This is a genomic window from Spirochaeta cellobiosiphila DSM 17781, assembly GCF_000426705.1.
Classification (GTDB): Bacteria; Spirochaetota; Spirochaetia; order DSM-17781; family DSM-17781; genus Spirochaeta_E; species Spirochaeta_E cellobiosiphila.
This window is the reverse complement of sequence record NZ_KE384555.1, coordinates 115883-138672: the sequence shown is the minus strand read 5'-3', so window position 1 is coordinate 138672 and position 22790 is coordinate 115883. Positions and strand designations below refer to the sequence as shown.

The window sequence follows — 22790 nt, the reverse complement described above, 5'->3', positions numbered from 1 at the left end:
TAAAAAAAAGAAAGGCCGATAATGTATTTGATGAAAAGTAAAGAACTCCTTAAATATTTGAACAAAAATATACCAATCACAAAACGAATGGATTTAACTATACTCGAATCTTCTTCTCAGTGCGTTGCCATAAAAGCAGGATTAGAAGCTAACAGGAATCATAAAAAAACTGCTTTTGGGGGAAGTATAAACACTTTAATGGTATTGAGTTGCTTTTCCTTGCTTAAGATCATACTAGATGAGCAAAATATTGACGCAGATATTGTTATCCAACGATCACAGATAGAATTCTTAAGGCCTGTACAGACCGATTTTACTTCTCGTACAAGAATTGAGGATCAAAATAAGATAAACCTATTCATTGATCAATTGCAAAGACATGGAAAAGGTCGAATTGGCCTTCAGGCAACCATTTCTCAGGATAAAGAACTGGCTGCCTTTAAAGGTGATTTTGTTGCTATGCTGAAGCGTTAACTTTTTGACGGTGATCGTTTCTTTGGTTGAGTCTCTGTCGGGTTTCTTCTGTTAAGGAGTCATAACAGTGAGGACAACTAATACCTTCTTCATACAAATCTGATTCTATTTCCAGCTTTGTGAGTGGTTCTCCACAACCATAACAAACACGATGTATACCAGGTTCTAATTCCTGATTAACTGATACTCTATTATCAAAAACGAAGCATTCCCCTTCCCAAAGGCTTTCTGAAGCATCAATATCTTCAATATATTTTAGAATCCCACCCTTGAGGTGATAAACTTCCTCAACTCCTTCAGACTTGAGAAAGCTAGTTGCTTTTTCACAACGAATCCCACCAGTACAGAACATTGCTACCTTTTTGGGTTTTTGGGGAAGCACTTTTTGGCGAACCCAATCTGGAAACTGTCGAAAATATCTTGTTTGTGGATCCATGGCTCCCTTAAATGTCCCAATTTTGAATTCATAACTATTTCGGGTATCAATCAATAATACTTCAGGATCCTGAATGAGCTCATTCCATTCTGATGGAGAGACATAGGTACCTGCCATGGTGGTAGGATCCATACCTTCTATTCCCATGGTTACGATCTCTTTTTTAAGTTTGACTTTCATTTTATAGAAGGGTGGTTTTCCTGATTCCTGATAAGATAATTTGTACTCAAGATTGGTAAACCCTAATGTGTTTTCTATGTATACCCTTAAAGCTTCTATGGCTTTTTCAGACCCAGCTACTGTGCCATTAATTCCTTCTGAAGCTAACAATAAGGTACCATTAATGTGCCACTTTTTACAAAAGTGGAGCAGACCTGACTTTTCCTCTTTATACTCAGGAAAGTCTTTAAATTGATATAGCGCAGCTATGACATACTTACTCATAGCCGCTGATATTAATATACATTAGTAAAATAGTAAATAATAAGCTAAGCTTATCGGGATATTCCTATACTGAAAACGCTTTCCCAAGTATCTTCTTCTATATTATATATGGAGTAGAATGCCATAGCAGGTATAGCTATCTTCTTGAGAAGCAGCTGAAAGCCTCCTCCTATACCGCTAAACCAGAAAGGGTCTTCATCATCCTGATATCCCCTCTCTCCATATAAATTAAGAGTCGAATAGAAGGAATCTCCTTCATACAAGGCGAAAGCATACTCGCCGTAACTGGTAAAAAAGTTATTTGGATAGTATTCAGAACCTGGAAGACTAAAGCTTCCTTTGCTTCCTCCGATACTGGAACGAAAGGAATCCGGTTCATCAGAATATCTATAAGCGGTATTAACATTAAACAAATTCCGTTTAGAAAATCGGCCTTTATAGGACATTTCTAATGTAGTGGATGGTACCGGTCTTGTATTGCTTACGTCCCAAAATAAGTCATTACTTAAGCCAGCCATAAAACCAGTAGGAGATAAATCTTGCTGCTTTGTTTTATCCCAGTTTAGGTTAAGTGTTCCTCCAGGATAGGATTCCCATTTCTCATCTTCAATGAAGGTTCCTTTTAATCCTGTTGTAATACCAAAAGTTTTATCAAAAAAATCCCTTCCAAAGGCCTGTGTAAATGTTAAACGAGTTATATCCTCTTCATTTCCATAAAAGAAATTGGTAACATTTTTATATGGTGAGCCAAATAGGTTAGGATCAACATAAGTTAGTAGAAATATCAAACTGTCACTAGAGACCACAGATCCTGTTACAAGAGATTTACGCAAGCCCAATAGATTAGAATCTAATAAAAACAAACCACCTGATATGTTTCCTGATGAAACAGTCGCAAAGGGCAGGGGAATTAGGGTCCACTTTTCTTGTAAAAAAATAGTTAACTCACCTGTATCCTCATCGATGGAATTGAACTCTGTTTCAATATCAAAGAATAACCCAGATTTAAGTAAGTCCTGCTTCACCTTCTCATTAGTCTCCTCCGTATATTCGTCCCCTTTTTTGACAGACAATAGATCAAGAACTATAAACTTCTTGGTTCTCTGTAAGCCCATGACATTGATGTTCTCAATTCTTTGTGCTCCCAGAGAAGACAATAGACATAAACTCATTAGGGGTAATAGGAATAAATTTCTCATCATTTCTTCTTATCCTTTTTCTTTTGTGCTTCTTTTAGCATATCAGCTAAAGTATAGGTTTCTTTATCTTGTGATGAATACTGTTTGATAAGTTTTCTCCCAAGAGCTTGTTCTTTTCTACCTGGTTTTCCTCCGGGAGTCACTTCTGATGTACTTTCGTATCCGCAAGACAAGGAGCGACAAACCTGTATAGCCCGTCCCCGTTTGTCTTTAGTATCCAATAATGGTTTCCCACACATGGGGCATGGCTTCCCATTTCCTTTGGGTTCATAGACGGTTTTACTAAGCTTAATCAGATCTGTAAGTTTCTGGGCAGAATCTCTAATATCCTTCTTAAAGGCCTGGGGATTTTCCTTTCCTGTAGCAATATTATTTAGACGCTGTTCCCAGATTGCTGTCAGATTGGGGCTCTTTATCTCTTCAGGTACTAAAGATAATAAATCCAAACCTCTAGAGGTAGGGTGAATAGAGTGGCCTTGCTTCTCTGCGTAAAAACTTGAAAAGAGTTTTTCAATGATGTCTGCTCTCGTTGCAGGAGTCCCCAAGCCTCCTTCCTCTTTTAATACTTTCTGGTATTCTTTGGAATCCACTAAAGCGGAAGGATTTTCCATAGCTGTGAGTAGTGTTCCTTCTGTGTAGCGTGAAGGAGGGGATGTTTTAGACTTCTTTGAGTGAATACCGTTTATATTAAGTGTGTCTCCTTCCTTAATATTCTGTAAATCCTGAATGACTTCATTTTCTTCATTATCCGGTAAACGTCCTGTTATGGCTCGCCATCCCTTATCGAGAGTCTGACGACTCTTAATGAAAAAATATCCTTCTTTGAGTTTGATTTTTATACTAATTTGATTGTATTTGTAGGCTGGAGATAACACTTCAAGAAAGCGATTAACAATAAGTTGCCATAAATTTCTTTCTTCAGGGTTAAGGCGGTCCAGATTAACTCTTTCTTCTGTGGGGATTATGGCGTGGTGATCACTCACTTTAGCATTATTTACGATCATCTTATCATTTTTGATTTTATCCAGATCCAATTGAGGAAGTTTGGATGCATAAGATGTTTTACTTAAAGCTTTTAGCCTATCCCCAAGAGTAGGAACCATATCTGTGGTGATATGCCGGGAATCTGTACGGGGGTAGGTAACGATCTTGTGGCGTTCATATAAAGATTGAAGAACCTTTAATGTTTGCTTCGCTCCAAAGCCTAACCACTTATTGGCATCTCTTTGAAGTTCTGTCAAATCATAGGCTAAAGGACTATGTTCTGATTTTGTCTGATTCTTTCTTTCTGTACAAGTTCCTTCAGATCCTTCTAGGATACTAATAATCTCTTCTACTCTCGCTTCTTTAAATATTCTACTCTGGCCTTTGTCGTCTTGCCATCTGAAGAGTTTATCCCCTGCCTTACCTTCAATGGTCCAGTAGTCTTGAGGAATAAAGTTTTTTATTGTTTTCTCCCTCTCCGCAATAAGAGCTAAAGTAGGTGTCTGAACACGGCCACAGGTTAATTGACTATCATATTTACAACTTAATGCTCTTGATAGATTCAAGCCAATTATCCAATCCGCTTCCGAACGGGCTTCTGCTGCTAAATATAGATTCCAGTATTTCTGTGCTGGTTCTAAATGGGCAAATCCTTCCTTAATCGCTTTAGTCGTTTGGCTTGATATCCATAATCGACTTGTCTTCTTCTTCCAGGCACCCAGTTTTAGGATATTTCTGGCAACGGCTTCTCCTTCTCTTCCTGCATCAGTGGCAATAATGAGATGATCCACATCATTTCGCTGCATAAGCCTTTTAATTGCGTTGAATTGGTGGGATGTTTTTCTAATGACCTTTAACTTCATTTTTTCAGGAAGCATTGGTAAATAGTCTAGGCTCCATGTCGTATATCGAGAGTCATATACCCCCGGTTCTGCTAGTTCTACTAGATGTCCCATTGCCCAAGTCACGATATATTGAGCACCCTCTATATGTGTTTTTGTACTTTTATTGCAACCCAGAACTTTTGCTATGTCACGTCCGACACTTGGTTTTTCTGCTAAAACAATTGATTTCATGGTCATAGTATAAACTAAAAAGGCCTGTCCTTGAAATACACCATCATAATGGTGTAATAATTGTTTATGATTGAAGCTAACTGGGAACAAGAACTATTTGATCGAGTTTACAATGAAGTACTCGACAACCTGAATGAAAAAAAAGAGACAAATAAGATTCAAATGGAGGACGTTGAAAATCTTCTAAGAGATCTTTATATACGAGAGGATAACAATCAGACAGGAAGAGGCCTCTTCAAAGCGACAGAACTGGAAGCTGAAATAGCTGCTCATCAAGCCTTTTTGTATCTATGGAAAAAAGAAACAGGGGATTAAACGATGGATCCCCCCCTTTTAGTAGGCATTTTTCTGTTCAATGAGGTAGAAGTTCTAGACTTTGCCGGACCCTTTGAAGTCTTTAGTGTGACTGAAAATGAACAAACAGGGGATAAGTTATTTAAAGTAATAACCATATCTCAAGATGGGCAATCCATAAAAGGGAGAAACGGATTAACAGTAGTACCTGATTATAGTTTTACCTCTATGCCCTCTGTAGATATTCTTATCATACCCGGGGGATATGGCGCAGAGGAAATAGAAATTAATAATCAAGTAACCCTTGATTGGATTAGAACATGGAAGCCTAAAGTCAGAACTTTAGCTTCGGTCTGTACAGGAGCTTTTTTATTAGCTGAAGCAGGTATTATCACGAATCATCAGGTTACCACTCATTGGATGGATATACCTAGGCTTAGAAAAAGGTATCCTTTACTTGATGTAAAAGAGAATATTAAGTTTATAGACCTTGGGGATACACTCACTTCCGGGGGGATCTCTGCGGGAATAGAACTGTCCTTTTATATCATCTCCTGTTATTTTGATAGGCAGACCGCACAAAACACAGCTAAAAGAATGGAATATGATTGTGATTTTTCTAGTTTTCCTACAGAGGAGGAATAGACAAGGCTGGCAATGACAGCCTTGTCTAAAAGGTTTTATGAAAAATAACTTGTTGTTTATAAGCTGGTCTGGGGGCCTTCCCCCATCCAGCACTTAATTCCTTCTTCAGGAAATTTTTCTTTAATTTGTTTGATGCCTTCCAATATCATTTTTTCATTACCCTTATCCAGATAGATAAAAAACATAACATTCGTTTCTGGCCATACGGCAGAACCTTCTCTTCTTCCTTTCTTCCCCCGCCCATAGACGGGATGAATGTAAGTGAAAGACTCATCATAACCGGCTTGTTCCAGGAGACTGATAATATCTTCTTCAACTGCTTGGTTGGCAATTATTTCTAGTCGTTTCAAATTACTCTCCTTCGAACACTAAGTTTTCTGTTTCCAGGTATTTTTTCTTATTTTTTTTATCCCTGTTCACCAGAGTGTATATGATAGGCGTAACAAAAAGGGTGATAAAGGTACTACCTGTTAATCCTCCCACTATTGTTTGTCCAATAGGCTGTATCATTTCTGTACCTGAACCTGGGAAGAATCCCATAGGAACCATTCCCAAAATGGTTGTTAAACTCGTCATCAGAATGGGTCTGAGACGACTTCTTGCTCCTTCTAGAACAGCTTCTTTTACAGGAGCTCCACGTTTACGAAGAAGATTCATATAGTCAACCATAACAATACCATTATTAACAACGATACCTGCCAGAACCACCATCCCTATCATAGAGAATAAACTTATGGTAGCTCCTGTAATGGTGTATACCAGAACAACCCCTATGAATAAGAGTGGTATGGAAAAGAAGATAATAAAAGGGTCCACTAAGGATTCAAACTGGCTGGCCATAATACCGAAGATCATCATGACTGCTACTATAGAAACAGTAATAAGGGCTGGAATCATAGTGGCAAAACTACTTCTATCCCCGCCAAAATCATAAGTTACCCCATCGGGAAGGATCAGCTTTTCCTTTAAGAGAGAGGCTATCATAGGTTGTACCTGATTGGAGGCCGCCCCTTCAGCCAGGTCGGCAGTGACATGAACAACCCTCTTCTCATCTTCCCTATTAACTGTTAAAGGTCCTGTACTAAGTTCATAACTAACTAAGTTATATAAAGGAACTTTTTCTCCACTGGATGACATAATAGAAATAGAATCAAGATCCAGTAAGTCAGACCTCTCGTCTTCTGCCAACTGGACAATGATATCCAATTCGGTAGCTTCGTCCCAATAAGAAGTGGGGGTCCTTCCATCAACCATATTATTTATAACATTTCCAATTTCTGAAACGGTAAAACCATAGGCCGCTGCCCGGTCTTTATCTATGGTGATTTTATATTCTGGAGTCCCTTCATCAAGGTCTGTGACAGGATCAATCGCTTCGGGGATATTCTCTCTAATCAGGTCACGTATCTCTGTAGCTGTTTCTTCTCCCAATTGTGTATTTTGAGAATACACGGCTATGTTGATAGGTGAACCACCGCCCCAGGAGCGACCTGAGCTTAAAGTTATCTCTGCATCAGGGAATTCGTTTAAATGCTGCCTCAAAACATTTTCTATTTCACTAGGGGACATGGTTTGTTCCTCTAATTCGGGAAGTGTGATTTGTATGCTAGCAGAATTACCTGAGGAACCACTGAATCTTCTCCCTCCTCCCACTCTCATACTGATATGGGTATACCCGGTTACTTCCTCTTCAATGATTTTGACGAAATTAGAGGTGATTTTCTCTGTGTAATCCATATTAGTTCCAACAGGCAAGGATATACTTACTCTTACCGAGTCATCTGAGCCCCCTTGAGGGATGAGACTTATTCCCATATTGGAAAACTTAAGAATGGACATGGTAAAAACCACTAGGACCAGAGTTAGTACGAGGAATCTATTTCTTAAGGCAAAGGCCAACATTTTCTTATAGCCATTTTCCATCCCTTGAAGAATACTTTCTCCAAAGGCATCCATTTTTCTTAGGGTATTATTCTTTATAGGACGTTGTTTATGAGTATAAAGTTTGATTAATTTACTCGACATGGCTGGTACAAGGGTAACAGCAACAAAGAAAGACACTGTTAGTGAAATAACTACAGTAAAAATCATGTCACTGAAGAATTGACCAATTATCTCCAGATCATCCTTCCAGATTATCATTGGAATAAAAACACTCAAGGTGGTAAGAGTCGATGCTACAATGGAATTAAGCATTTCATGGGAACCTAGTATGGCCGAGGCTCTCAGTTTGGCTCCCCGTTCTCTATACTGATGAATGTTCTCCAATATAACTATGGAATTATCAACAATCATCCCCAAGCCCAGTATAAGTCCTGTTAATGACATCATATTCAAGGTGATATCAAAGAAGTACATGGCCATCAGAGTGATCATGATAGATATGGGAATAGATACCCCGATAATGATGGTACTTCTCATATTACGCAAGAATATAAAGAGTACTAACATGGCCAGAATAATTCCCTGCCAGGCTGATTGATACACCTGATTCATTACTGAGCTTATGTAAGTAGTTTGGTCATACAAAAGCTCTACAGCAACTCCATTAGGCAATTCATCATTTATACTTTGTAATTGAGCCAGAACCTCTTCAGCTACTTTAACAGAGTTTGTATTGCTTTCTTTTGAGATCTGAATAGAAATAGCAGACCTTCCATCGATATAGTATATGCTATTGCGGTTCTCTATGCCTTCATAGACATCCGCTACATCTTCCAGACGAACGACACTAGATCTATTAACAGAGGATGAGTTATCTGTTGTTGATATGGTTGATACAACCGTTCTGGCAATATCTTCTATCGATTCATAACGCTCATCTATACGTAAATCATAATCAGTTCCCTCTGTTGTAAGGCTCCCACCGGATATCTGTAGATTTCGATTGGATAGAGCAGATATAACCTGGGATGCTGTGATACCATAAGCTTCCAATCGGTTAGTGGATAGGTCCACATGGACAGCTCGTGTTTCTCCTCCTGATACATCTGCTGATGATACTCCTTCGATTCTTTCCAATCTTGGCTTAACCGTATCTTCTGCCAATCTTTTCAAAGTATCTGCTGTCTCATCTCCCACCATAATAAGGTTCATGATGGATTCACTATTCGTATTAAATTTAAATATGGTTGGTGAGGAGGCATCACTGGGAAGGGCATTTTTGATTTGATCTAGAGAATCCCTAAGATCATTGGTCGCATCATCCAAATTTTTGTTATAACCAAATTCTAAGACCACAGTACTACTGCCTTCGCTGGAGGTGGAACTTATATCCTTTAATCCCCCGATATTAGACAGCTGCTTTTCAAGGATCTCTGTTATACTTTGTTCTACTTCTTCAGGGCTTGCTCCTGGGTAGCCTGTTGACACTATGATCATAGGAAATTCAACATCAGGTGTCATTTCTACAGCCAGGTTAGGAACCATGAAAAGGGATATACCTATTAATAAGGTAGCAATAACCGCAATAGTAATAGGACGGTTAACTGATACTTCAGATAAATTCATTCAGTACCTCCTATTCCACAATTCTTATAGTAGACCCGTCAGAAATAGTAGATAATCCCCTGACTACAACAACTTCACCAGTCGTTAATCCTTCTGTTATCTGTGCATAATCTGAGGAAGATAAACCAATTTTTACTGATCGTCTTTCTACGGTATTATCCTCTTTGACTACATAAACAACATCCTCATCGTAATAGCTTGTTAAGGCTAATTTGGGTATCGTAATAGTGTCTTTTGCTTCTTTTACTACTAAGCGAATGGACGCAAACATACCTACCTTGATACGAGGATCTTTATTAGTAATAGTTAAGGAAATTTTCTGTGATCTAGACTTAGAATCTAAAACAGGACTTACCTCTGTGACTGTGGCATTAAATGTTTCTGTTGGATACGCATCTAAAGTAAAGGAAGCATTCAAGCCTTTTTTTACAGAATTAACATAGCGTTCCGGTATATAGGTCACGATTGTTAATTTTTCCAGGTTTCCTATATTAACAATGGCTGTACTAGTGCCGACGGTTTCCCCTTCATCATAATTGATGCTGGTGATCGTTCCTTTTACAGTGGATTTTACAGAGCTCTTGCTATATACCTGTCCTAATTGGGAGGGGTCAACTGTGGCTACAGTTTGTCCTTTGGTAACAAGATCCCCTACGGATACATTTATTGAACTTAGTTTTCCTGATACATCAGGATAGATACTCACAGAAGAAGTGGAGTCCACATCTCCGTTTACCTTAATGTATTCCTGTACTGTACTTAATGATACTGTTGATACTTCTACAGCTTTTGCATTGGATTCTTCCTGATCCGTGGGGGCTTGTGGTCCTCCTGGGCCTCCTGGGCCTCCTGGGCCGGGACGTCCTCCGGGGCCATTGCTTTTTTTACTAAGCATGATAGGGAAGGTAGCAATACCAAGTGCAATAAGCACTAACAGAATAATTTGTACCAATCGGTCTCCCTTAAGTTTTTCTTTCATTCCTTTACTCCTTCTTTTGTATAGATCCAGATAATTCAGCTAAGTTTTCTAAGCCGAGTGCATAACGGAGATTTATTAAACCATTTAGATAATTGTATTGGCTCTCTAGGTACTCTTGTTTCGCATTAAAATAATTTTGTTGTGTATCTTCCAGGTCCAAACGACCCATACCACCCTGGTTGTAGCTGTATTCACTTTTTTCATAGGTGGTTTTTGTTAATTCTACATTGAGTTTTGCTAATTCAATTTGGGCTGCAGAGGTTTCCAGCTTTGAGACCAGGTTTATAATCTCTGTTCTGGCATCTTCAATATTCTTAACTAAAGTAAGTTTGGCAGATTTTATCTCATCGTCCATTCCTTTTAGAGTGGTATCTGTAGCTGATCCGGGAATAAAGTCATCCAGAGGAATGGACAAACTTAATCCCAGACTAAGCGTATCTGATAATTTCTCCGTATCCCAGGAACTACTTTCAAAGGGTTTCATAACACTTGTTCCCCACTGGGAGGAAAGGGATAGATCGGGAGTCCTGCTGGTCATGGTCTTTTGTTTCTTTTGGTTTTCCAGGATTTCTATTTTCTTTTCCTGAGCCAGGATGTCCCTTCGATTCATCAAGTATTTTTCAATTAATTGATCACTATCAAATTGGTGGATTTCTGTATCTAATGAACCTTCAAGAGTGATCTCTGTATCGGTCGGTAAGCCAATCACATCAAGAAACTCTCTTAAAGCAATATTATAGTCAGATACTGCTTGTAAGTAGGCTGGCTTTAATTGAGCCGCTGTTACTCGGGCTTGTAAAGTGTCCAGTTCTGTGGCCAAACCATTATTAAAGTTCCTAAGTGTAACTTGGTAACGTTTTTCTGCTAAATCAATATTATTTTTGGCAATATCAATATCGGCTTGATTAGCAATAAGAGAGTAGAAAGCCTGTTCTACTTCATTGATCAATTGCAGTCGTGCCGTTTCATAACTGATGGATTGATTTTCATAAGCCAGCTTTATATCTTTGATTGTATAAGCTAAGCCTCCATTCAAGGGCAGTCTGAGTGATAATCCCGCCGAAAGCCTCCAGGTTGTATCTGTATTTTCGCTTAAGGACTTTTCCCCTGATAATTCGGATGTTGCTGATAATTGAGGTAAAAAGTTATTCCATGAGCTATTTTTTTGTCTTTTTGCTTCTTGTAAGCTTATACCTGATATTTGGTAATCCAAATTACTCTCTAAAGCCTGTTCAACACTCTTATCCAAGGTAAGAACAGTTGGGGCTGCCCAGTTTAATAAGGCCGGAACTGTTACCAGCAATAAGATGCCTATTTTTTTCATTAAAAGCTCCTTTTATATCTTTTCCTATATGGATTAAACAAAAGTAATTCAATTAAGATACTTTTTTTATAATACCCATTGTGACAAGAGAATGTAAAATTAGTAAGTGTCCTTAGAAATAACTTCTCATGCATTTAGTAATATAAAGATATGACTATGGTCATATTGTATTATGAGTCTATTCCTGTACTTGCATTGAGGCAACTGTTATATTTTGTGTATGAAGGTAGCACTAGTCCATAAAAATAATATGCAGAATGCGATCAGACTTATTTCAGTCTTTTTGTACTTTCTGTTTTTAACTCCAGGTCTGTTACTACCTCCCAGAAAACTGAGCCTGCTGAATGGGCGATGGACCTACTTCTTTTTATATGCGGCTAGTGTCCTTATTTTTCTTGGTCTGGAGATATTCGAATATTATAAATGGAATTATAAATGTACTAATAAGAAGATTTTTCTATCCTTATTTATCTTTAGATTAGCCTTAGTCTTAGCTCCCCCCCTAGCTATGCTAATCCATAGTCATGAGGTGGATAGGTTTTGGGGATATCAGATATATCAGTCATTCATGTTAATGAGTCTTCTCCCTTTTTATGCCTATTTTGTTTTTAATCATAAGATTAGCCTATATCTGTTGATAATATTTATGGCTCTCCCCCTGGGGTATGACATCTATGCCGGGGACCTAACTAATCTTGATTTGAATTACATTGGCTTTCTTACCTATAGAACTTTGACCTATGTCTTTTTTTATGTCTTAGCCTTTCTTTTGGACAAGGAACGACAGAATGTAGAAGAAAATGACCGTCTTTTAAAGGAACTTCAGGATTCAGAGAATCAATTGCGGGAATATGCAGGTCGTATAGCCCATACGGTAGCTCTTGAAGAACGAACCCGCATTGCTAGAGATATCCATGATAGCTTAGGCCATTCCTTAACGGCCATCAAAATCCAGCTTACCAAAGCTATAGCCTTTGCCTCTGTTAATTATGATGAATCTCTTAATGCCATCAATGCTGCCAAGGCTTCTGCTGATGATGCGATGAGTGACATACGGGATTCCCTGAGGAGATTAAATGGTGGTGAATCGGCAATTAGCATCAAGACAGCTTTGCCCCAGTTTGTACACCGTCTGGAAGATAATGGCATAGAGGTTAATTACACATATGAAGGGGACGAGAGCGGGTATAACTATTCTGTTCTCATGGGGCTATATCGTTTTGTTCAGGAAGGAATGACTAATATTCTAAAACATGCCCATTGTTCTCATGTGGATATGATTGTGTCCTTTGGAGAAGAGCAGGGTTCTATTGAATTAACAGATAACGGTAAGGGGTTTGATATAAAGGAAAGTTCTCCCTGGGAATATGGTACTGGTCATTATGGCCTAAAAGGTCTATATAGACGTATGGAATTAGTCCGGGGAACTTTGTCAATAAAATCGAAAATAGGTAAGGGGACTACTATCCTAAGTAGTGTTCCCAAAGACCCTGTAGTCCTATTGGGAGAGCTGCATGAATGAAGTTAAGGTTATGGTTGTTGATGATCAGCATCTTGTCCGTGAAGGCATAGCTTCTTTGTTATCCCTGCAGGACGCTATACAGGTTGTAGGGACTGCTGAAAATGGGAGAGATTGTCTTAACAAAGTGGACCAGTTTAAGCCTGACCTCATCCTTATGGATATCAACATGCCCGTAATGGATGGTATTACAGCTACACATCTTCTCAGGGAAAAAGGGCCTGGATATAAAGTTCTGATGCTAACCACTTTTGATGATGAAGAATATGTTGTCAAATCTCTCAAAGCTGGCGCTCTGGGATATCTCATGAAAGATATTCCCATTGAAGATTTGGCAAAGGCTATCCTTATGGCCATGAAGGGTATGTATCAAATGGATAAGGAAATCATGGGGGGCATCATTGGACGTTTAGATCAATATTCCTCATCCGACGCCAAAGCAGATGAACAAAGTCAACTCCTATGGAATAACCTTAATGAAAAGGAGCAGGAAATTCTCAAATACCTAGCCCGTGGGGATACTAATAAAGAAATCGCCGATTGTGTCCATTTATCCGAAGGAACGGTCAAGAATTATATATCCAATATCTTAACGACTCTTGGTTTGCGGGATCGTACTAATGCTGCCATCATGGCTCATAAGAATGGTTGGATTTTCAAAGATTAAGAATAGATACTACTATTAGTTTTTAGAATATTATTGATAACAGTAGTTCTGAGTATTCCAAATAAAAAAAAGCCAAAAGGGCATAACCCCTTTGGCTTCATTATTGTTTTTAGCAACCAAACATTACTTGGTTGATGAGATTTTCAAGGTATTCCTGTTTACCACTAGTTAGTTTTGTTTCACCAACAGAAGCCGCATGATCACGAAGATCTACCAGGCTAAGTTTACCAGCTTCGAAGTCTTTACCTTTTCCACTGTCAAAAGAGGCATATCTATCGCTTCGGAATTTTTCTAATCGACCATCTGTTATGATCTTATCTGCCAAGGTCAAACCAAGGGCAAACGTATCCATTCCCCCAATGTGTGCATGGAAAATATCGTCAGCATCAGTGGAATTACGTCGGAGTTTTGCATCAAAGTTAAAACCTCCACCCTTTAGACCACCAGCTCTTAATACAACAAGCATAGCTTCAATAGCATCATAAACATTAGTTGGGAATTGATCTGTATCCCAGCCAAGGAATAGATCTCCTCTATTAGCATCGATAGATCCTAACATTCCATTATCAGCGGCAACCTGTAGATCATGAGCAAAAGAATGTCCTGCTAAGGTTGCATGGTTTGCTTCAATGTTAAGAAGGAAATCCTTATCCAAGCCATTGGCCTTAAGGAATCCAACAACAGTTGCTGCATCATAGTCATATTGGTGAGTTGTTGGTTCTTTGGGCTTAGGCTCTATAAAGAAGTTTCCTTTAAAACCAATCTTACGACCATAATCTCTAGATAATGATAGGAACTGAGCCATGTGGCTTAATTCTCTTTTCATATCTGTATTGAGCAGGCTCATATAACCTTCACGGCCGCCCCAGAATACATAATTTTGTCCCCCTAAAGCTACATTCGCATCAAGAGCTGCTTTAACTTGAGCTGCCGCATGAGCTAGTACATCAAAATCAGGGTTTGTAGAGGCTCCGTTGCTGTAACGGGGATGGTTAAATGCATTCGCCGTGTTCCATAGTAATTTAATACCAGTGGCTTTTTGTCTTTCTTTTAACAAATCCACAACTTTAGCCAGATTCTTTTCAGAATCACCAACACTGGCCCCTTCTGGAGAAGCATCTCTATCATGGAAACAGTAATATTCCATTCCTAGTTTAGTAGCTACTTCAAAACAAGCATCTGCTTTGTTGTGAGCAGTTTCCATAGGATCTTTAGTGTCCCAAGGGTGAGCAATAGTACCAGAACCAAAAGGATCAGAACCATCCCCCATAAAAGCATGCCAGTAGGCCAGGGAGAATTTGAAGTGATCCTTCATTTTTTTGCCGGCCACGACCTTTTCGGGATCATAAAATTTGAAAGCTAAAGGATTATCTGATTTAGGTCCTTCAAAAGGGATTTTACCAATACCAGGGTAAAACTCTTTATTTCCAACATAGTAATTAGACATGATGTCCTCCTATTATTTGTTTTGTATTTATTGATACAGAGGTCTTACAACCTCTATATATTGGCAATATTGTTTATAAGTAGCTCTGTACGCCTCAAAATGTTCACTCTTGGGAAGTGTTGTTTTTGTGGAATCCATTTGAATGTGTTCCTTAGCCAATTGGGTAAGGGGGCTGCTAGGGGTGAGAGCCCAGAGAGCTTGAAGAGCGGCTCCCAGAGCTGCGGCTTCTGATGACACAGGTAGTTCGATGGGAACTTCAAAGATATCTGCAAAGATTTGTCTCCATACAGGAGAGTTTGCTCCACCACCGATTAGGTGAATTGCTTTTGGTTTCAGACCATATTCCTGGAAAGCTTCCAAACCTAGTTTTAGACCAAAGGCGGCTGATTCCATAGCTGATCTTAATAGATGAGCTTCTGTCAGGTTTTGACCGTTTAATCCAAAGAGGGTCCCTTTTCCATGGGGAAAGTTAGGAGTTCGTTCTCCATTAAAGAAGGGCAGAAAGATAACTCCATCTGATCCGGGAGGCACGGTCGCCGCCAGTTCACTAATCTGGGCTACGTCTTTTTTTAATAGATCCCTCACCTGTTCTGTAGCAACAGTACAGTTCATAGTACACAGGAGGGGGAGCCATCCATTAGTAGAGGAGCAAAAAGCGGATAATCTTTCTTTTGTATCTACCATGGGGGATTCACGATAACTATAAATAGTACCGGAAGTCCCTAAGCTAACAGTGAGAATACCTTCTGATACGGCGGCTGTACCAATAGCTCCCATCATATTGTCTCCACCACCTGAAGAAACGGGTATCCCAGCGGGCAGTCCCAGTTCCAGGGCTGTTTCCTCTGAAAGATGACCGCCCACCTCTTCATTGCTGATTAGACGGGGAAGTTTGTTTAACAAGTCCGTATCTGGATCGATGGCTTTTAGTATATCTTGTGACCATTGGCGTTTATATATATTGAAATAGGCTGTACCTGAAGCATCACCCTGTTCTGTATATATTTCACCAGTCAAATAGTAATTCAAATAGTCATGGGGAAGGAGAATATGGGCCAGTTGACTATAAAGTTCCGGTTTATGTCTTTTGAGCCATAAAACCTTAGGGGCTGTAAATCCTGGAAGAATCGTAATTCCCTGTTCTTTAATGAGTTTTTCAACACCACCATATGCTTTGGTAATGATACGGCATTCTTCTTCTGTCTCTGTATCATTCCATAGTTTTACATTGTAGAGGGGAGTCCCTTCTTTGTTTAAAGGTACAAACCCATGCTGTTGGCCACTGACTCCAATGGCTGTGGCTGTCTGTTTGATGGCCTCTGGTATCTGGTTAAAGGCATCCTTCAGGGCTGCGATCCACCAGCTAGCCTTTTGTTCTCTTCGGCCGCCCTCTCCAACAATGAGTTCATGGGAGCTCTTGCCTTCTGCCACTATAGACTTAGATTCAAAATCATAGAAAATGACTTTTGTGCTTTGGGTTCCATTATCGATACCGACAACTGTTTTCATACAGACCTCTTCTTTCAACATTTCATGGATATGGTAAGCCCGAAAACGGGACAGTTAAATGGACAAATTTGACAGAGCATGTATATAATTGACCTATGCAAATTCAGGATGTGGTTTTTGTCTATCAAATGAAAGACCAGGATGAGATAAGTTGGCACAGTCGCAGCCATAGTCATGATCAGTATGAATATGAAGTCCATTACTTCATTCAAGGCCGGGGGAGTTTTGTTAACGCACCCCATAGGTATACCATTAGTCCGGGATCTCTTTTCCTGACACGCCCGGGGACAGAGCATTCTATTATAGCGGATGATGTTGATGATCCTGTCTCCTACTATGCCCTTCTTTTTAATGTAGAACCTCAGGAAGAGGTTCTGGCTTTGTTGACAGGTCCCCTGGGAGAGGATCGGATTCATAAGATAGGGACGAATTACCGTTTCTTTTTTGAAGAAATCAAGGAAAAGGGCCTGTCCACTCATCCTTTACTTAAAAAGTCCGGAGAGTTCCAATTTTTAAGCTTTTTGTTCCAATTATCCGATGGTCTTAATCATTTCCATTATGGTAGTGAAAGTAATCACCATATCGAAAAGGCTCTCCGCATTCTACAGAATGCTGTTATGGATGAAATGACCCTTGTAGATCTAGCGGCTAAATTAAAACTCAGTGAGGCTTATCTGGTACGTTTATTTAAAAAGAAAATGGCCATGACCCCTATGAAGTATTATCGTAAGCTAAAGATCGAGGCGGCTATCAGTATGTTAGTCTCTTCTGATATGCCTATCTTTTATATAAGTCAAAAGTTGCATTTCTATTCAGAGTTCCACTTTTCCAAGGTCTTTAAACAGCTAACAGGTTTAAGTCCTTCTCACTATCGTAAAAAGTATTACCAGGTTATTGGATAAATGGTTCAAGCATTTCTTCACTTTGGTCTAAGCAAAAGCATTAAATGCTTAGACCAAATGAGCACTTTCCTTAGACCAAATAGGTCAAATGCTTGTAAGCAAATATAAAAAATGACTGCTGTAAATTCTACAGCAGCCTATTTCATTTATCGCTTATTGTAATACAGGTTAAATAACCTTTGGTAGTGTCTCCATACCATCTTTAATGTTATTAACGGCTTCCGCACAGCTGCGGCCAAGAGGAGCACATATGGCCATACCTCTTTCTCGTATCATAGATAGCATGATCTTACTTACGGTGGGAGCGATGACAAGGTTTACACCTTCTTCTGCCAACGCTTCAAATAGATTGTCTGTTCGATGCTCCTCTAACAGGGTATCACGGTCGATACCTAGCAGGGCATTCGAGCTTTCCTCAAATAGGAAAAAATGTTTTGTATCTTTGATGCAAACCACGGGACTAACGGTCTTTAGTTCCTTGACCGGAATCACGGCTTTCATTCAACACCTCTCGCACAGAAACTTAACACAGATCATAGATAAATCAAGTCTCTTTCTAGGTTAAATGTCGACTTTTCTTTATTAAAATTCAATGAATTTCGATTAATTCCTAAGTGTTGGCATACTTTATGAAGTAGGGGTAAATACTCTGTAGTGGGGGTCATCATTTGCTAATTGTCTCTGTAAAACTGTTGAACAAATCAATACCCACTTTCTGGCTCCAGGGATTCTCTGAAGTGGTCTCAAAAGTAAGAAAGAGATGCTCTAAAAGCATAGCTGCTGCTCCATAGGCTATGGTCATTTCCTTCATGGGAGCCGCCTGAATGTTTACCTTCTTAGGTCTTTCATAGGACCAGTTATCGGTGATAGCCATTTGAAGTTGAGGTTCTAATATGTCTATGTACTTGGACATACTTCCCCCAATTGTGATGGTAGTGAGATTTAACATATTTGTTAGAAAAGCGATATCACTGGCCAATTCCTCTTTGATTCTTACAATAATGTCCCTGTCTGATTGAAGTGTGTTTAATTCTTCGTTGCTTAAGGAGAACTGGGTTTTATTAGGGGCCTGCCATGAAGGACTCTTGTATTCCCCTGTTGAGAACTCTTGGCCATAGTGAACCCTTTCGTTAATAACGATACCCATACCGACTGCCACTACACGAGTCATATCTGCCCTGACTCGGGCCTGTCTGAATTCTCCCAGCACAAAAAGGGAATCAATAGGACGCTTATCTTTGCTATCAGAGAGAACCGCCCAACATCCGCAATTGGCATCGTTATCCAAGAATACAGGGACTTGAAGAAAAGCTTTTATTTCTTCATAGAAGTTTTCCGGTTCATGGATATTCAGGGGATTAGAGTCACTGATAATCCCTTTGTGGGGATTGATCATACCTGATGTTCCAATGCCGACACCCAGTAAGGGTAGGCCTAATTCTTCGATCTCGTTATAAACATCCTTATAAATATTGAGAAAGGTATAAAAAAAGGTATCTACATTCTTAACAGGTCCTTCCATTGTTTTGTACACCTTACCTGTCATATCGATAAGGATGGCGAAATAATAATCAGTTTGAATTTCCAAGCCCAGTATGATTCCGATACCCGTTTTTAGTTTAAGGCCGACGGGACGACGGCCTCCCTGGTAAGGGGTGAGGGATTCTGTCGTTTCTTCAATAAAGCCTAGATCCATTAAGCGGTTGGCGACAACGGTGACTGTGGACTTGTCCAAGCCAATGTCTTTGGATATTTCTATCCTGCTTATTCCTGGCTTGATTTTGATTTCTTTCAATACTCTGATGATATTGTTGCTGTTTTGTACAACTCTCACTGTTGTTCCTTGTTAAGAGGCCGTTATTTTAGCAGAATAACATATTCATTTATTCGATTGACAGTTATAATTTGACAATTATTTCTTTAATCTGTCCCGTTTTATTGAAAATATTCTCGCTAATATCCTCTGGTAATTGATATTCTTTTTGCTTAATGACTTGCCCATTATAATCATAGGCTATTCCTTTATCAGGGTCATTGTTTGTCACTATAATGGGTACATTACAGAAGGTATATCCAAAGGAACCTTTCTGTAGTGTCTTTACAAGCTTAACCCCTTCTCTGTTATAATAAACCCATTGCTTCTCTGTCGTCAGGTATTCCTGTGGGTCAATAAGTATAGGGTTGAAGCTTATTTGTCCTGCTTGGACCTGTAGTCCTAACTCTAGCCATCGTGTTAGGATTTCTTCTTTGACTTGCCCTGTCATCCCGGGCTGTTTGGCCCCTGATCCCCAGGGCGTGTGTGAGTAAGGATCTATAGGGAAGGCTCCATATTGCTGGGGTGTTTTGTGATAACCTAATCCGGATCTAATGTTCTTATAACGTCTCATTAGTGAGGTTGTCAGCTCCTGTTCCCCCTGATCGTAGGCTTTTATCAGGAGTTCCTGTGTGGCAAGGAGTAATTTGGATACCATATGCCAGTAAATGCTTCCTAAGCCTTCATAGGCAAAGAAGGTTCCCGAACGTCCCGTGAAATCCTTATGCTGAAATACTCCTTCAAAAATGTTAAGCAATTCTTGTTCTTCTTCAGGACTTAAGGCCTTCCGGGGATTTGTGTTATTAAATTGTTTTATCCCTGATATAAGGGACTCTTCATTTCTGAATTCTCTATTAAAGTGTCCCTGACCGTGAAGATCTGTATTAATAAGAAGGTTAGGGGAGATTGTCAGAAGTCTTTTGAGCACTGGCGATGATTCCATTTGCTCTCTTGTTAATGTATTCTTTTGGAGAAACGAAGGGAGACTTCTATTCGGATATAACATATAGGAATGCTGATCTTCTCTATAAATGGAGCTCTTTTTTAAGGCCTCCAGAACGGTGAGGCCCTCTTCTGGAGTGATTGCCTCTGAACTAATAGCACTGACCTGACCTTCTAACATTTCATATAAATACTTGACCCCAACTTTGTTTTTCTCGAGATGAATCCGGTTATAGGAATGGAAGAGGCCATCCTCTCTTTTGTTATGGGATAGGGTCTTCGTCAGAACCTGATTGCATAATTCCAGATACTTGTGGATGAAATCGCTCTCTACTTCTGTCGTGGGGGAGGACAGGTCGTTTTTGTATATTTGCTCTCTGTAATCACTTCCTGTTTCTTCTATTTGATCCAGGAATTGTGCTCTTTGGGTATCTTTTAGAGGGGATGTATAAGTAGGTTCGAATGGCTCGAGTATATTAAGTTGTCTGTCTAGCCACAGTGCTACTTCTTCATGGAACTGGTAAGTCTGAGAAGAACTGGGCATGAGGGTCCTGAGTCTTTTGATGAAGCGAATGAGGTAAGAAAGTGTTACCAGGGATAATCCATATCCGGCAAGGGCATTATTAGCATCATTCCATTCAGGACGTTGAGTGTTCATCCATATTCCCCCATCAGGAACAAAGTTCGCCATCTTGGCTAATACAAGGATAAGAAGTTTTTCTACCATATTCGCATGGACTATCCTTTCTCCCTTCTGCAGGAGTTTGCCATCTGAACCTAAGGATTGGGATATATGACTTATGCTTTCATCAAGGGAATAGTCAAAGATGATTGTGTCTCTGGGATTAGTCTTGATGTCTTTATAGGCTTTGATTTTATAGGGCACATTGGCAAAAACATAGATTTCTTTGTCTAACTCTGAGCCAAGTTTCTGAGGATAATACTGGTCTGATAATTCAAGAAGCTTACATAAATAGATGATCTGATGGTCACTCCAATACCCAATATTGGCCCAGGGATTCCCCGGTTCAGGACGTTCCCAGTCGATACCGGACTTGGATATCCGGTAAGGATTATAACCATCTGCTGTGGTTGCATTGAGGAACTTACTAATGACAGGAAGGATATATTGGGGGTTAGAGCATAAGAGGGCTTCCCAATTCTGGAAGATATCTCGCCAGTTGCCTTGATAATCTAAACGGGGACTCCCATCTTCCTTCTGTGTGTTAATAGCAAAATGGTTCCAGGGACGGCTGGGATCTCCATGGCGCCTACTAAAGGTGAGAGGGAGGTATTCCCTGAATAAGCGAAGTAAATCAGGATTGCCTGTCTGTATGATTTTCTGTTCCAAATCTTCTTTGTCCAGGAATTTCTCCCCTTTTGGGAATAAATGCCCATATTCCGATCTGACCTGTTTGTTACTATTTTCAAGGAAGTTATCAAAATCAAGGATATCTATTCTATTATAATGAGCAAAATATCCTCCCCTCATGAGATTAAACATTATGTTGTTAAGATGATGACCTGTGTTTAAATGACTATTTGTACATTGGAGACCATCATTGAGTCCTATGATTTTATAGAGCTGTTCCTCTCCCTTAATAAGGTCTTCCTGGAGCTCCTTGTGTAAAGCTTCTTTGTCCTGTAGTTTGTGGATTAGTTCAAAAATGCTCTTGTGGGACTGGTTCACTTCTCCACAGAAGTAGTATTTCTTTTCTGCCTTAGGTTCCAGGAAGAAATGACTATGGACGAGATAGGCCCCTTTTCTTCCTTTCGTTTCTTCCTCAGTTATTAGGTCTTGACCATGGATAAAGGTTTTCACCTGTGTATTGGATAGAAGGTAGTTGTCTACTTCCAACCCGTAATTCCACCATGTTGTTGCAGACAGGGACTCACTTGGCTCAGCCAAATCGGTTAATCGGGCACTTAAGGCGTATATACCAAGACCTGTTTCTCTATGGAGTTCGTTTCTTTTGTATCCATCCAGTAGATTGCTAAACTCATTTTGTGTCTGACTTGTTATAAAGGTTGGCAGGGTGTTCTGAATACCATCCAAGAGACTTATCTGGTAACCATGATCTGTCTGATTGATCAAAGTAACCTTCTTGAGGAATCCATAGACGGGACTGGTTGTCCATTCCAGTTGGTATGTCAAACCAAGTTCTGTGTGGGTTTCTTCGAAAATGATTCTGTTACCTGCTATGGATTTGTATATGTTATGGGTGAACCTATGCCGATCAGATTCTTTATTGGCGAATGGTTCCCATATATGATTCTGTGCTTTATGAGTAATGATAAGGACAGCTCTGTGTCCGGTGTTCGGCGCATTTTCTGTTATTTTGTCATCAGTATAGTAGGGGAACAAGGCATTGTTAGCGTCTTTACGTCCTGCAGTAAGACCTCCGGATGTACTAATAAAGGCCCAATGATCACTGGAATTGGTCAGGGTCATGAAGAAGGGAGGCATACTGTCGTAATTGTTTATCTTGTATAAAGTGCATTCTTCTTTTTGTAGGAATCCGCCCTCTACAGGCTTATTGGGTTCTTTTTGATCCATGGGTGACATTAATACTCCAGAATTATTTGATAGTTGTTGTTAGCAACATATTCTCATGAGTCCTATTAT

The 22790-nt window shown here is 39.6% G+C and carries 18 protein-coding genes; 6 read left to right on the top strand and 12 right to left on the bottom strand.

The genetic code is table 11. The annotated features are described in order from the left end of the window. The first annotated feature begins 30 nt into the window (after positions 1-30). Positions 31-474 carry a YiiD C-terminal domain-containing protein gene (locus K345_RS0110970; protein ID WP_037572228.1) on the top strand — a complete coding sequence of 148 codons (444 nt, stop codon included), beginning with the start codon at positions 31-33 and terminating at the stop codon, positions 472-474. On the opposite strand, the gene trhO is transcribed toward K345_RS0110970, so the two are convergent. Genes trhO through K345_RS0110955 form a run of 3 tightly spaced genes read right to left on the bottom strand, consistent with a single transcriptional unit; the run spans position 458 to position 4613 of the window. Next, a complete protein-coding gene (gene trhO, locus K345_RS20750; protein ID WP_053228236.1) occupies positions 458-1354 on the bottom strand; it encodes an oxygen-dependent tRNA uridine(34) hydroxylase TrhO in 897 nt (298 codons plus the stop codon). The two genes, K345_RS0110970 and trhO, sit on opposite strands and share 17 nt — an antisense overlap. Positions 1355-1404: 50 nt before the next feature. Further along, positions 1405-2556 carry a POTRA domain-containing protein gene (locus K345_RS0110960; protein ID WP_028974184.1) on the bottom strand — a complete coding sequence of 384 codons (1152 nt, stop codon included), beginning with the start codon at positions 2554-2556 and terminating at the stop codon, positions 1405-1407. Continuing rightward, positions 2553-4613, bottom strand: coding sequence for a DNA topoisomerase III (locus K345_RS0110955; RefSeq protein ID WP_028974183.1), 2061 nt, complete (start codon positions 4611-4613; stop codon positions 2553-2555). Before K345_RS0110955 ends, K345_RS0110960 begins: the two co-directional genes overlap by 4 nt. A gap of 66 nt (positions 4614-4679) precedes the next feature. Here K345_RS0110955 and K345_RS0110950 point away from each other — a divergent pair, with 66 nt between their 5' ends. Continuing rightward, positions 4680-4928 (top strand): hypothetical protein, encoded by a 249-nt coding sequence (locus tag K345_RS0110950; protein WP_037572076.1) that lies wholly within the window; start codon positions 4680-4682, stop codon positions 4926-4928. A gap of 3 nt (positions 4929-4931) precedes the next feature. Next, positions 4932-5552 (top strand): DJ-1/PfpI family protein, encoded by a 621-nt coding sequence (locus K345_RS0110945; RefSeq protein ID WP_028974181.1) that lies wholly within the window; start codon positions 4932-4934, stop codon positions 5550-5552. A 56-nt stretch (positions 5553-5608) separates the two neighbouring features. Here the strand turns inward: K345_RS0110945 and K345_RS0110940 are convergent, their stop codons facing one another. The 4 genes from K345_RS0110940 to K345_RS0110925 are packed head-to-tail and all read right to left on the bottom strand — an operon-like array spanning position 5609 to position 11365. Next, positions 5609-5902, bottom strand: a complete 294-nt coding sequence (locus K345_RS0110940) for a PG0541 family transporter-associated protein (protein WP_028974180.1) — start codon at positions 5900-5902, stop codon at positions 5609-5611. 1 nt (position 5903) lies between these two features. Further along, positions 5904-9062, bottom strand: a complete 3159-nt coding sequence (locus K345_RS20745; RefSeq protein ID WP_037572073.1) for an efflux RND transporter permease subunit — start codon at positions 9060-9062, stop codon at positions 5904-5906. A 10-nt stretch (positions 9063-9072) separates the two neighbouring features. Then, on the bottom strand, positions 9073-10041 hold the full coding sequence (locus K345_RS20740; protein ID WP_037572070.1) for an efflux RND transporter periplasmic adaptor subunit: 969 nt from the start codon (positions 10039-10041) through the stop codon (positions 9073-9075). Between the two features lie 4 nt (positions 10042-10045). Then, the gene (locus tag K345_RS0110925; RefSeq protein WP_028974179.1) at positions 10046-11365 is read right to left on the bottom strand and encodes a TolC family protein; all 1320 of its coding nucleotides are present in this window, start codon (positions 11363-11365) and stop codon (positions 10046-10048) included. Positions 11366-11585: 220 nt separating this feature from the next. Here K345_RS0110925 and K345_RS0110920 point away from each other — a divergent pair, with 220 nt between their 5' ends. After that, complete coding sequence (locus K345_RS0110920) at positions 11586-12887, top strand: sensor histidine kinase (RefSeq protein ID WP_037572068.1); 1302 nt, start codon at positions 11586-11588, stop codon at positions 12885-12887. After that, positions 12880-13551, top strand: a complete 672-nt coding sequence (locus K345_RS0110915; RefSeq protein ID WP_028974177.1) for a response regulator transcription factor — start codon at positions 12880-12882, stop codon at positions 13549-13551. The genes K345_RS0110920 and K345_RS0110915 overlap by 8 nt, the downstream gene beginning before the upstream one ends. 109 nt (positions 13552-13660) lie before the next feature. On the opposite strand, the gene xylA is transcribed toward K345_RS0110915, so the two are convergent. Both xylA and xylB read right to left on the bottom strand, forming a co-directional pair. Next, entirely contained in the window at positions 13661-14998 is a 1338-nt protein-coding gene (gene xylA / locus K345_RS0110910; RefSeq protein WP_028974176.1) for a xylose isomerase, read from the bottom strand. A 27-nt stretch (positions 14999-15025) separates the two neighbouring features. Beyond that, positions 15026-16507: a xylulokinase gene (gene xylB, locus K345_RS0110905; protein ID WP_028974175.1), complete on the bottom strand. Its 1482-nt coding sequence runs from the start codon at positions 16505-16507 to the stop codon at positions 15026-15028. A 95-nt stretch (positions 16508-16602) separates the two neighbouring features. On the opposite strand from xylB, the gene K345_RS0110900 reads away from it, so the two are divergent. Next, positions 16603-17409, top strand: coding sequence for a helix-turn-helix domain-containing protein (locus tag K345_RS0110900; protein ID WP_028974174.1), 807 nt, complete (start codon positions 16603-16605; stop codon positions 17407-17409). 168 nt (positions 17410-17577) lie between these two features. Here the strand turns inward: K345_RS0110900 and K345_RS0110895 are convergent, their stop codons facing one another. The 3 genes from K345_RS0110895 to K345_RS0110885 form a co-directional block, all read right to left on the bottom strand. Next, entirely contained in the window at positions 17578-17901 is a 324-nt protein-coding gene (locus K345_RS0110895) for a hypothetical protein (RefSeq protein ID WP_156888377.1), read from the bottom strand. 172 nt (positions 17902-18073) lie between these two features. Further along, entirely contained in the window at positions 18074-19243 is a 1170-nt protein-coding gene (locus K345_RS0110890) for an ROK family transcriptional regulator (protein WP_028974172.1), read from the bottom strand. A 64-nt stretch (positions 19244-19307) separates the two neighbouring features. Further along, positions 19308-22730, bottom strand: a complete 3423-nt coding sequence (locus K345_RS0110885) for a hypothetical protein (protein WP_083963731.1) — start codon at positions 22728-22730, stop codon at positions 19308-19310. Positions 22731-22790 lie beyond the last annotated feature (60 nt).